Source organism: Cytophaga sp. FL35, from assembly GCF_014349235.1.
Classification (GTDB): Bacteria; Bacteroidota; Bacteroidia; order Flavobacteriales; family Flavobacteriaceae; genus Euzebyella.
Genome location: NZ_JACSOH010000028.1, coordinates 1 through 11424, shown reverse-complemented (window position 1 = coordinate 11424; position 11424 = coordinate 1). Strand labels below are relative to the sequence as shown.

Genomic DNA, 11424 nt, shown 5'->3' with positions numbered 1-11424 from the left:
GGTCATGTTGAAATTCGTAAAAGGTCATATGGAAACGATAGAGGGCATTGCCACCTATCCAATGATATCATTACTCATATTCTTCGTCTTTTTTGCATTGCTTTTTTGGTGGGTTTTTACCGCATCAAAGCCATATGTAAAAGAAATGAGCGAATTACCCTTAGATGAAAACAACCAATAAAAAATAGAATTATGAAAAACAATTGGTGGATAAAAATTCCCGTAGCCTTCTTCCTCGTCCTGGGACTAACGGAATATATGGTGGATTCCGGTGAAATGCCGGCATTCATAGAGAATAGGATGGTACAGGCTTTTTTAGTGTTCGTTTTAGTATTGTTAATTGCCATAGCATTGATCATCAATGCTATTGAGAATGTAATGTTCCAGACCTTGTCCGAAGAAGGAAAAAAGCGGTATTTGGACTCCAAGAGTAAAGGTTGGGAATGGAGCTGGGGTAAAAAGACCTATAAAAAATTATTAGGTTCCAAACCTGTGGAGGAAGAAGGTGAAATTATCCTAGACCATAATTATGATGGCATTCAAGAATTGGATAACAATTTACCACCATGGTGGGTATATATGTTTTACGCTACCATAATTTTTGGTGCTATTTATTTGGTGCGCTTCCACATTTTCAATGACTATGATCAAGAACAGGAATTTAAGACCGAAATGGCCATTGCAGCTCAAGAAATTGAGGAATATAAGAAGACGGCAAAAGATTTGGTCGATGCAAGCACGGTTGAAACGCTTACCGATGCCGCTGATTTAAGTGCAGGTAAGGCCATTTTTGAATCCAATTGCGTTGCTTGCCATATGGCCGATGGTGGAGGGGGTATTGGTCCTAATCTAACCGATGAGCATTGGATTTTAGGTGGAGGCATCAAAAATGTTTTCAACACTGTTTCCGAAGGCGGTAGGGATGGAAAAGGTATGATTGCCTGGAAACAAACCTTAAAGCCTGCCGAAATTGCTCAAGTAGCTAGTTATGTATTGACATTTCAGGGTACCACTCCTGCCAATCCTAAGGATGCCGAAGGTGATATTTGGGTAGATACGGAAAGCGCTGAATAATCAATTACAACCTCGGTAGACCTAGAAATAGAAGAAAGCTTAAAATCCAATTAACAATATCTTATAGATGTCACAAGACGGCGAAAATTTTAGGGATAGTATTGGTACCATCAATGATGAGGGTAAGCGGGCTTGGGTATTTCCCAAGAAGCCCAGCGGCAACTTTTATCAATACAGAAAGTATGTTAGTTACTTTCTGTTGGCTATTCTATTCGCGAGTCCGTTTATCAAAATAAACGGAAACCAATTTCTTATGTTCAATGTACTGGAGCGTAGGTTCAATATTTTTGGTTTCCCGTTTTGGCCACAAGATTTTCACTTGGTGGTGGTTTCTATGATTATTGGTGTGATTTTCATTGCCTTGTTTACGGTAGCCTGGGGTCGTATTTTTTGTGGTTGGATGTGCCCTCAGACCATTTTTATGGAAATGGTTTTTAGACGCATCGAGTATTGGATAGATGGGGACCGAGGAGCTCAAATGAAACTGGATCGCCAGCCTTGGAACGCGGAAAAAATAAGAAAGCGTGTCACCAAATGGATTATCTTTTTTTTGATATCCTTTTTAATTGCCAATGTGTTCTTGGCCTATCTCATTGGTAGCGATCGCTTGTTGGCGTATATCGCAGATGGCCCTTTGGTACACGTAAGTACCATGGTTTCCTTATTGATTTTTACCGCTGTTTTCTACTTTGTTTTTGCCTGGTTCAGGGAGCAGGTATGCATAATTGCGTGCCCTTATGGTAGAATGCAAGGGGTGTTGTTAGATGATAAGTCCGTTGTGGTAGCCTACGACCACAAGCGTGGGGAAGCGGAAAACGGAAGAAAGAAATTCAGGAAAAATGAGGATAGGGATGCGCTAGGTTTTGGAGATTGTATCGATTGTTTTCAGTGTGTGAACGTTTGCCCCACAGGAATAGATATCAGAAACGGAACCCAATTGGAATGTGTCAATTGTACCGCATGTATAGATGAGTGCGATACCATTATGGAAAAAATTGACAAGCCCAAGGGTTTGATTCGCTATGCCAGTGAAGCGAATATTGAAAAAAAGGAGAAGTTTAAGTTTACCCCAAGATTAAAGGGCTACACCGCTGTACTCACCGTTTTAGTTGGAATCTTAGTAGGAATGCTCTTTCTAAGAAATGATGTGGAGGCCAATATACTAAGATTGCCCGGGCAGTTGTATGAGCATAAAGAGGGTAATATAATCAGTAATGTGTATACCTATAAATTGGTGAACAAAACGGTGGAAGATGTAGATAACGTCAGTTTCAAACTGCTTTCGCATAAAGGAACGGTAAAATTGGTGAGTGGGGACTCTTTTGTGGTTCCGGCGCAAGACCTGGCAGAAGGGACACTGTTTATAGAAATCAACCAAGCAGCGATTAAAAGTGATAAAGAAAAAATAAAAGTAGGTGTGTACAGTGGTGGTGAACTGATAGAAACCACTAAAACCGCCTTCTTGGGTCCAAGGAGTTATAATTAGATGTGTTATGAAAATTAATTGGGGAACAGGAATCGTATTGGCGTTTGTGGCTTTTATCTCCTTCATTCTGTTTTTTGTAGTGAGAATGAGTATGGACAATAGGGCCGACCATGATTTGGTCACCGAAGAATATTACAAACATGAATTGGCTTATCAAGATGAAATCGATGCCCAGAACAATGCCAAGAAATTAGAGAAAATTCAATTGAAGAGAACGGAAGAAGGCTTGCTAGTGGTCTTTCCGGAAACGATAGATTATAAAAAAATAAAAGGAAAAGTGTCCCTTTATAGGCCATCCAATAAACATTTGGACTTTGACCTCGATTTGCGTCTGTCCAACACATCTTTGCTTATACCTGACACTCGTTTGTTGGGTGGCCGTTGGGACCTTAAAATAATGTGGGAATACCAGGGAGTGGAATTCCTTCAAAAAGAAAGCTTTAATTATTAAGTAATGTTGTTGTCCGCCCTCATACTAGGTCTGATGGGAAGCTTGCACTGCATAGGCATGTGCGGCCCCATTGCCTTTATGCTGCCGGTAGACAGAAACAACAATTTAAAGAAATTTGCTCAAATTTTTCTGTATCATTTGGGGAGGCTGTTTGCGTATGGAATTCTGGGGCTGCTGTTCGGTTTTTTGGGTAAAGGTCTGTACGTTTTTGGCATGCAACAGAATCTATCGATTGCTATTGGGGTACTCATGATTATATTGGTGCTTATCCCTGCTAAACTCCTAAACAAATACAGTATTTCCAAGCCAATTTACCGCCTGATTTCCAAGGTTAAATCCCGTTTGGGAAAAGAGTTTAAAAAGAAAAGCGCAGATACTTTTTTGACCATAGGTTTTCTCAATGGCCTATTGCCTTGCGGACTGGTCTATATGGCGCTGTTTGCTTCCATAGCGATGGCAGGGCCTGGCGAGGGTGCTTTATATATGGTGCTTTTTGGTTTGGGAACAGTGCCGTTAATGACCGGAGTGGTGTATTTTAGTGGATTGCTGAAAGGAGAACAACGTTTGAAAGTACAAAAATTGATTCCTGTTTTTGTGGTGGTCGTAGCTTGTCTCTTTATTCTTCGCGGTCTCGGTTTGGGCATTCCTTACGTTTCTCCTGCTCCAGTACATCATATGGCAGCTACTGCTACCATGGAATGCCACAATTGATTGCTGCTATTTTAAGTTGTTATCTACTACCTTCCTGGGGGTCAAATGCCTCCATTTCATTTATCTTTGCATTTTTTCAATCAATCCCTAGATTTACCTATTGATGATTACACTAGAGGAACAACTTAAAAATCCTGTTTGGCATTCCTTGAACGAAACCCATAAAAAGTTTGCGATTGAAATAAACGGAGTGCGTTTTTACAATCCTGAGGTTTGCCCTTTTGGTTCGTTTGAAGACGAGCGTAAGACAAAAGTTGCCTCCAATGAATATGTACAAAACATTCAAGAGTTTTTCTATGTATCCGAAAACCAAACTCCAGAAATTGACGAGGAAAAAATTGAACTTTTAAAAAAGATTGATGGTTGCCAGATGGTTTTAAATCAGCTGACGAATGTTGAAATTACGGAGAAAATAGTTCCCCTGTCCAAAGAAATGATGGATGAGATCTATGATCTAGTTTGGTTGGTCATGCCGGGGTACTATAGAAAAAGAACCTATGAAATGGGTAATTACTTTGGTATTTTCAAAGATGGGAAATTGGTATCGGTTACCGGGCAGCGAATGCAGACCGATCAATTTATTGAGGTAAGCGCAGTAGTCACCCACCCAGATTATACAAGACAGGGCTTGGCCAAGCAATTAATAGCACATACCACAAAAGAGATTTTGCAAGAAGGAAAGAAACCTATCTTACATACAAATAAGGGAAATTTGGCCATTTCCCTATATGAAAAATTAGGTTTTGAACTGACCAGGGATATGAACTGGTGGCTCTATAGAAAATTATGAGTTTGTTTTGTCTGTTAACTCTTCGAAGTTCGATCTTTAACATAGAATGAAGCCCAAGGGCGCATCTATTTTGATTCCCTATACTTTCCGCTAATATTATTTATACGAATAAGATAAGCTACAGGGGCTTCCTTTCCGGTGATGTTCGCCGAAAAATCACTTATGGATTTAGGGTTGCCATCTTGGCGGTCTTCAATAATTTTCTGAACTCCTTGGGCGAATTTATGGAGGTACTTTTTAGCCGTACTACCTTTAAGTTCTTCAAATCGCCCTTGTATTAATACCGATTGCCAATGGTGTACATCTGCTATGTTATCTACTTGAAGGGAAACAGCGGGAAAGCGTCTCATGGACTCCAATTTGTGACCTATAAAGGAATAACTGATAATGCACTTTTCTTCAGCATCATGAAAATAGGTAATGGGAATAACGCATGGACTTTGGCCAGAGACAAACCCTAATCTTCCAATATAGTTTTCTCCCAGCAATTTCAAACAACCGTCTGTATTTAAATTTTTAATCATTTTTTCTTTTAAGTTAAGTAATTTTTTGGTCGCTGGACAGTATGCTCCAATTTTCATATTGATTTTGCCCTACTAGATAGTCATCGAAAACAATCTTGTTTCAGGAGCTTTCCTTTGCAAGTGAAGGTCAAAAGCCATACAAACATTGCGTACAAAGGGTCTTCCTTTCTCGGTAATGCGTATTCTTGCACCTGAAACTTCAATTAAGCCATCGGTTTTCATTTCATCCAATTTTGCCAATGCTACGTTGAACAAATCTTCTTCCTGTTCGTGCCAGCTTGTTTCTAGGCGGCACATTAAATTGAGAATATGCTTTCGTATGTTCTGGTCTTCTTCAGAAAGTATGTGGCCCCTAAAAATTGGTATGACATCATTCGCTACCAAATGTTGATACTCCTCAATGCCTTTTACATTTTGTGCAAAACCATACCAACTATCACTTATGCTAGAGGCACCTAAGCCGATCATCAATTGTGTATGGGCATCGGTATATCCCATAAAATTTCTATGTAGGTTACCTTCTAGCACGGCTTGGTAAAGATTATCCGCTGGTAAGGCAAAATGGTCCATCCCAATTTCATAATAACCGTTTTCCAATAAAAGTGCCTTGCCAATTTCATATTGTTTACGTTTCTCATCGGCAGAAGGTAAATCACTATCCTTATAACCGCGCTGTCCATTTCCTTTTAACCAAGGGGTGTGGGCGTAACTATAAAAAGCCAACCGGTCTGGGCGTAATTCGTTGGTTTTTAAGATGGTTTCCTTTACATGATTTTGCGTTTGATGGGGCAGACCGAATATGATATCGTGACCGACCGAGGTATAGCCTATTTCACGGGCCCATTCGGTCACCTTTTGTACATTGGTGAAAGGCTGCACCCTTCTAATGGCCATTTGTACCGTTAGATTATAATCCTGTACGCCAAAACTCACCCTTTTAAAGCCCAAATTATAAAGCCCTTGCAGGTGTGCTTTAGTTGTATTGTTCGGGTGGCCCTCAAAACTGAATTCATAGCTTTCGGCACGGTCGGCTTTTCTAAAAATACCGTTGATCAGCAATTCAAGGTTTTCAACGGAAAAGAACGTGGGCGTACCTCCTCCTAAGTGAAGCTGTTTGATTTTGGGTCTTTTACCCAATAGGTCAACATATAATTTCCATTCTTTTAGTACCGATTGTATATAAGGTACTTCCACTTCATGCCTTTTGGTTATCCTTTTATGGCATCCGCAGAACGTACAGAGACTTTCACAAAAAGGGAGATGAATGTAAAGGCTAATTCCTTCCGATTTACTTTCTTCAAAGCTTTTAAGTACCGAAGCTTCCCATTTTTTTCCAGAAAAATCATGGATGTTCCAATAGGGTACCGTAGGATAGCTTGTATACCTGGGTCCCGCAACATTATATTTTTGAATTAATTGGCACATAGATAGAATTTTAAAGCAAACTTAGGATTTAGCGCTACCTTATAATATGACATTTGTCAGGTATGGATACCCTTTCATGAACCACAGGCTAAAAAACCACCAGTTATAGATAAGAAATTGGCAGAATCCTTGCGAAGTTGTTTTGTATATTTCCAAATCAAAACTTTATTCATTGTAGAACATTAGTATTTGCTCCTATGACGTATTTAAAATATACCTTTTTACTCTTTGCTATTACCTTGGGATTATCGGCACAAAAACAACAGAAACCCAATGATGTTACCGGTAAATTCTTTATTCCCCCTATGGAGAAAGTTGGGGAGGGAGCCCTATTAAAAAGAGATTTTATCTATGAATTGGACAACAGGCCAGAGGCCAGTGCCCATGCTTCTACCATAGTGGAAACGCCGTCTGGCCTAGTTGCAGCCTTTTTTGCAGGGCCCCATGAAAACCATCCAGATGTGGGGATTAGGGTGACACACCTAAAAAATAATAAGTGGACTTACCCCGTGGAAGTGGCCAACGGATTTCATAACGATACGTTGAGGTATGCCACTTGGAACCCCGTTTTGTTACAGCCCAAAAACGGACCTCTTTATCTTTTTTATAAAGAAGGACCCAATCCACGCGATTGGTGGGGAATGATGAAAACTTCTGATGATAATGGGTCTACGTGGACTTCAGGGGTAAAAATAGGAAGGGATGAAAAAGTGGGGCACCTGCTTGGACCAGTAAAGAATAAATCATTTCAGTTGGAAGACGGAAGCATCTTACACCCTAGCAGCAGTGAGCGAATAGAAGGTGATGAGACCTACTGGAAAATCCATTTTGAAAAATCGGATGCTGAAATGAAAAATTGGGAAGTGATAGGCCCCATTCATGACGGAATTACTTTTGATGCCATACAGCCCAGTATCATGCGAACGAAGGACGGTAAGTTGATGATTTTGGCCCGCACCCGACAAGGTGTTCTCGCACAATCCTGGTCAAGCGATAATGGAATAACGTGGAGCGAGGTAGAGGGAATTGATTTGCCCAACCCCAATTCCGGAACGGATGTCGTGAGCTTAAAAGACGGTAGACAATTGTTAATTTATAACCATAAGGTAAGAACCAAGGAGAATAGGGGTAGGGACCTGTTAAATCTAGCTATTTCCGAAGATGGGAAAAATTGGAAACCGGTCATGACCCTTGAAAATGTGGAATCTGAACATGGGTATGCCTATCCGGCTATTATACAGACCCAAGACGGTCTGGTACATGCTACGTACACCTATAATCGGGAATCCGTAAAACATGTGGTTATAGACCCCTCAAAACTTTGAACCCTTTTTGTTTACAGCTTATGTAGGGATGAAACTCGTTTTTTTGTGTAATACTTTTTGGCTACACTATAAAACAAAAGGTAAACTGTGGCCGAAGCAAAAGAAAGTAGGGTGCCCCAGTAAATTCCAAAAGTAGGATAAACCATAGATACGGTTAACGAATAAATGATGAGGGAAAACATACCTATTGGAACATTTTTAATAATTGTATGTACATGTTCCTTGGAATAGCTATAATGTATAATTACTATCAATGGAAATAGGGTAGTGGGGAATGCGGAAAATAAACCTGACCATTCCGGACCAAAAAAATTCGGCGCCATGGTTATGCTCAAAATAATCAGGGCCGCAAAAAATGCCCTAATTATCAAAGTGTCCAACCCCAATTTTACCTTTTTTTTGATTTTCAAGTTCTCTATATTTTTTAGGAAATAAATACAAAAAAATGAGAAGGTTACCGGAAGTATTATAGTCCAATAAGTTATTTCCTGTAAGTGGTGCAAAATCCATACTATTAGAAGATATGTGACAATGGCACATATGGAAGAAAAGAAAATAGGATATTTTTTAATATGTCTTGAAGCCATGTAATAGGCTAATACAAAGCTCAGAGCGCCAGTTAAGCCCACCATATTATAAAGAGCACTTTTTGCGGCGAATTCGGGGTTAACTTCCAATCCGAAAAAAAATAGCGTAATTGCGGAGCCAGTTGGATATCCGGAAAGGATTCCTGCAATTTTGGGACTAACATTTTCTGCAATTAACGAGAGGCCAACTACAAATACGATGGCAATCAATAGTTTTAAGAAAAATAATAGGTCCATATCGCATTCATCTTTAAAAAAGAAAAACTTCTAATTAGCCAGTTAGCGCATAGAAGTTTCACAAGGTTTATAAAAAAAAAGGCGACAAAGATACTGGATTGAATATCCTAAGGATCAAATTTTATGTTATTATTTAAAGAATTTTTATCTAATTAACCTTATTCCGTGGCTTACCATAAAGAAAGGCTTTCAAATTAGAAACAGCGGTATCCATCAAACGTTTTCTAGCAGCTTGTGAGGCCCATGCAATATGGGGAGTAATGATACAATTTTCTACTCCCAACAAAGGGTTCGTTTTTTCCATGGGCTCCTTTGAGATGACATCTACCGCCGCAAAACTAATTTTGCCCTTTAAGAGAGCCTCTCGAACATCTTGCTCAATTAATAATGGGCCGCGGGAGGTATTGATGAGCATGACCCCGTCCTTCATTTTTTCAATGGAGTGTTTATTGATCATACCTTCAGTTTCCTCCGTTAAGGGACAGTGTAGACTTATAATATCCGATGTTTTTAAAAGTTCATCCAAGCTAACATAGGTACAGTCTTGGGGTTCCTTTAATCTACTGCTGCCGGTGGTAATAACCTCCATTCCAAAAGCATTGGCAAGTTTGGCGGTTGCCTGCCCAATTTCTCCAAACCCTATAAGGCCCATGGTTTTACCTGTCAGTTCTACCAGGGGGTAGTTCCAGTAGCAAAAATCGGCACTTTGTACCCAGTCCCCATTATGTACCGATCGGTTGTGCTCCCCCACATGATGGCACATTTCTAGGAGCAGGGCCATGGTCATTTGTGCAACTCCTTGTGTACCATAAGTAGGAACATTGGTGACCAAAATACCTAGCTCTGTGGCCGTTTGTATGTCCACTACATTATATCCTGTGGCCAACACCCCAATGTATTTTAATTGGGGTGCTTTTTTTAATACGTCTGCGGTTAGGGGCGTTTTGTTAGTGAAAATAATCTCGGAATTTCCTATAGCTTGTAAAATAGATGGGGAATCGTGCGGAGTTCTATCATAAATCACAACGTTTCCTAGCTCTTTTAGACCGTCCCAAGATAAATCTCCGGGGTTAAGGGTATAGCCGTCCAGTACGGTAATGTTCATGGTAGGATTTTTTAAAGTTTAAATTCTGTAATGTTTTCTCCGGTATCAAAAATATGGGGATAGTGCTCTTTAATATTGGCTTTCATGAAATCTACGGGTACGTCATCAAAATAACCATAATCATCCGTATACTCCATAAATTGGGTACCGTCATTGTTATAGGCTTGTAGGTAGGAATCATTTTCTCCATCAAACTCCAAAGGGTCTACGTTCATTCGTTCACAAAGTGAACTATTGAAAGCGGGAGACATTTTAAGCCATTTATTGTTTAAACGAACGTTAACCATTCCATGAGGAGTAAGCTCATTGCTCCCGAATTTTTCTGTGAGTCGCTCCACGGCAATGTGGTTCTTTACTTTTCCTAGATGTAGGCGTGAGGGTATACCAAGGCCACGTAAACAAGCAATTAGTAAGATGGACTTTTCAACACAATTACCGGAATTTTTTTTGGCGATGACACTTGCCTTGTAATTGTCATTTGTAAGGCTAATGCTATAAGGGTCATACCTCCAATCATCCCTTATTTTTGTGTACAGTACAACGGTTTTTTCTTTATTATATAACTCTTTGTTTTGAAGTGATCTGATCAGCTCTTGAATTTCAGTGCTTTCAAAGTCGAAATAATAGGTAGGTTGTAGGTAGTTCATCTAGTAAGTATTTTCAATGGAAAAGAAATATACTTATGTACCGAAATATATCCAAAAACTATTACTGATAATTCTACGGCAGTTAAAAATTAAAGTTAGAAAATCTGAATTTTAAACTGTCCTATTTTTTGAGAAGGCTACAAACAAGCTTTTGGCGTAGTAAAAAACGGACTTCCCTATGATGAAAACTTTATGTCAACATTGAGCTAAAAAAGCTTGTTTTTCATCTCAGTTCTTTGTTAGGCATAGTTTTTATTTTATAAATCCCTCTGTTTGTAATTCTATTCCAGTGTTGATGAGAATCAATTTTATAATACATTTTTGTCTTGTTTTATCAAGATTAAAAATGCTTTTATCTATAGTTTTAAATAATAAAATTTGATACTCATTTCCTTCGATTTCAATTTTTTCGGAAAGTTCGGCTTTTAAAAATCCATTTTCAGTATCGATTATTTTGGCGGTTAAAGGAGCGAATTTAGTTATCGGAGATTGTTCGCTTACAGGAATAATTGTCACGCTACTAGAAATCAGTGAATTTGCCACCAATAATTTATACAATGCGTAATATGCAAAAGGAATAAAGTTTATGCCGATATAAAAAGTTTTTGGTAAATAAGTCAGTCCAAATCCGATTTTAATTCTGAAAGCTTGTGATAAATCAAATATGGGGTTTACGTATTTAATTCCATTCTTGATTTCGTGTACTTCAATTATTGGAAACTGTGCTAATATCCAAATTAAGAATAGTGTTTTGTATAAGTTGTTTTTTAAAATAAAAGAAATAAATCCTATTATACCAAGGACGGATATTCCAACTGAAAGTGAAATCAATTGGTTTTGATGAAAAAAAATATTGATTAAGGAAAGGAGTAGTATTACAAGGCTTATTAGAAAGTCTTTTTTCAATCTTGGTTGATTTTAAATTATGCCTAACGCAGGGCTATGTGTAGTCGTGCGATTGGATTTTTGTTTGTCGTACCGAAAGGTACGTAAAAAAGAAAAATACAAGGGAGCACACCAGATTGCATATAGCGGTTGATATGCACAGTTTTCCTCGATGGC

The 11424-nt window shown here is 38.9% G+C and carries 13 protein-coding genes; 7 read left to right on the top strand and 6 right to left on the bottom strand.

Annotation, left to right across the window (positions count from 1 at the left end; all coding sequences use genetic code 11):
* The first annotated feature begins 4 nt into the window (after positions 1-4).
* From BIZ36_RS17490 to BIZ36_RS17465, 6 genes are all read left to right on the top strand, one after another.
* Entirely contained in the window at positions 5-181 is a 177-nt protein-coding gene (locus tag BIZ36_RS17490; protein ID WP_100871949.1) for a CcoQ/FixQ family Cbb3-type cytochrome c oxidase assembly chaperone, read from the top strand.
* 11 nt (positions 182-192) lie between these two features.
* Positions 193-1074, top strand: a complete 882-nt coding sequence (locus BIZ36_RS17485; RefSeq protein WP_187459187.1) for a cbb3-type cytochrome c oxidase N-terminal domain-containing protein — start codon at positions 193-195, stop codon at positions 1072-1074.
* A gap of 67 nt (positions 1075-1141) precedes the next feature.
* Positions 1142-2560, top strand: a complete 1419-nt coding sequence (gene ccoG / locus BIZ36_RS17480; RefSeq protein ID WP_187459186.1) for a cytochrome c oxidase accessory protein CcoG — start codon at positions 1142-1144, stop codon at positions 2558-2560.
* Positions 2561-2567: 7 nt separating this feature from the next.
* Positions 2568-3011 (top strand): FixH family protein, encoded by a 444-nt coding sequence (locus tag BIZ36_RS17475; protein WP_187459185.1) that lies wholly within the window; start codon positions 2568-2570, stop codon positions 3009-3011.
* 3 nt (positions 3012-3014) lie between these two features.
* Positions 3015-3722, top strand: coding sequence for a sulfite exporter TauE/SafE family protein (locus BIZ36_RS17470; RefSeq protein ID WP_187459184.1), 708 nt, complete (start codon positions 3015-3017; stop codon positions 3720-3722).
* Between the two features lie 103 nt (positions 3723-3825).
* Complete coding sequence (locus BIZ36_RS17465) at positions 3826-4512, top strand: GNAT family N-acetyltransferase (RefSeq protein WP_187459183.1); 687 nt, start codon at positions 3826-3828, stop codon at positions 4510-4512.
* A 65-nt stretch (positions 4513-4577) separates the two neighbouring features.
* On the opposite strand, the gene BIZ36_RS17460 is transcribed toward BIZ36_RS17465, so the two are convergent.
* A complete protein-coding gene (locus BIZ36_RS17460) occupies positions 4578-5036 on the bottom strand; it encodes a pyridoxamine 5'-phosphate oxidase family protein (RefSeq protein WP_187459182.1) in 459 nt (152 codons plus the stop codon).
* A 72-nt stretch (positions 5037-5108) separates the two neighbouring features.
* Entirely contained in the window at positions 5109-6461 is a 1353-nt protein-coding gene (gene hemN, locus BIZ36_RS17455) for an oxygen-independent coproporphyrinogen III oxidase (protein WP_187459181.1), read from the bottom strand.
* A 197-nt stretch (positions 6462-6658) separates the two neighbouring features.
* Between hemN and BIZ36_RS17450 the strand changes: the two genes are divergently transcribed.
* Complete coding sequence (locus BIZ36_RS17450) at positions 6659-7786, top strand: sialidase family protein (protein ID WP_187459180.1); 1128 nt, start codon at positions 6659-6661, stop codon at positions 7784-7786.
* An 11-nt stretch (positions 7787-7797) separates the two neighbouring features.
* On the opposite strand, the gene BIZ36_RS17445 is transcribed toward BIZ36_RS17450, so the two are convergent.
* From BIZ36_RS17445 to BIZ36_RS17430, 4 genes are all read right to left on the bottom strand, one after another.
* Complete coding sequence (locus tag BIZ36_RS17445) at positions 7798-8610, bottom strand: hypothetical protein (protein ID WP_187459179.1); 813 nt, start codon at positions 8608-8610, stop codon at positions 7798-7800.
* Positions 8611-8758: 148 nt separating this feature from the next.
* Entirely contained in the window at positions 8759-9715 is a 957-nt protein-coding gene (locus tag BIZ36_RS17440) for a D-2-hydroxyacid dehydrogenase (RefSeq protein ID WP_187459178.1), read from the bottom strand.
* Between the two features lie 11 nt (positions 9716-9726).
* Positions 9727-10362 (bottom strand): transglutaminase-like domain-containing protein, encoded by a 636-nt coding sequence (locus tag BIZ36_RS17435; RefSeq protein ID WP_187459177.1) that lies wholly within the window; start codon positions 10360-10362, stop codon positions 9727-9729.
* A 252-nt stretch (positions 10363-10614) separates the two neighbouring features.
* The gene (locus BIZ36_RS17430; RefSeq protein WP_187459176.1) at positions 10615-11268 is read right to left on the bottom strand and encodes a hypothetical protein; all 654 of its coding nucleotides are present in this window, start codon (positions 11266-11268) and stop codon (positions 10615-10617) included.
* Positions 11269-11424 lie beyond the last annotated feature (156 nt).

Coding starts and splice junctions, on each gene's coding strand:
- BIZ36_RS17490 (WP_100871949.1), top strand. CDS start 5: ATGTTGAAATTCGTAAAAGGTCATATGGAAACGATAGAGGGCATTGCC.
- BIZ36_RS17485 (WP_187459187.1), top strand. CDS start 193: ATGAAAAACAATTGGTGGATAAAAATTCCCGTAGCCTTCTTCCTCGTC.
- ccoG (WP_187459186.1), top strand. CDS start 1,142: ATGTCACAAGACGGCGAAAATTTTAGGGATAGTATTGGTACCATCAAT.
- BIZ36_RS17475 (WP_187459185.1), top strand. CDS start 2,568: ATGAAAATTAATTGGGGAACAGGAATCGTATTGGCGTTTGTGGCTTTT.
- BIZ36_RS17470 (WP_187459184.1), top strand. CDS start 3,015: ATGTTGTTGTCCGCCCTCATACTAGGTCTGATGGGAAGCTTGCACTGC.
- BIZ36_RS17465 (WP_187459183.1), top strand. CDS start 3,826: ATGATTACACTAGAGGAACAACTTAAAAATCCTGTTTGGCATTCCTTG.
- BIZ36_RS17460 (WP_187459182.1), bottom strand. CDS start 5,036: ATGATTAAAAATTTAAATACAGACGGTTGTTTGAAATTGCTGGGAGAA.
- hemN (WP_187459181.1), bottom strand. CDS start 6,461: ATGTGCCAATTAATTCAAAAATATAATGTTGCGGGACCCAGGTATACA.
- BIZ36_RS17450 (WP_187459180.1), top strand. CDS start 6,659: ATGACGTATTTAAAATATACCTTTTTACTCTTTGCTATTACCTTGGGA.
- BIZ36_RS17445 (WP_187459179.1), bottom strand. CDS start 8,610: ATGGACCTATTATTTTTCTTAAAACTATTGATTGCCATCGTATTTGTA.
- BIZ36_RS17440 (WP_187459178.1), bottom strand. CDS start 9,715: ATGAACATTACCGTACTGGACGGCTATACCCTTAACCCCGGAGATTTA.
- BIZ36_RS17435 (WP_187459177.1), bottom strand. CDS start 10,362: ATGAACTACCTACAACCTACCTATTATTTCGACTTTGAAAGCACTGAA.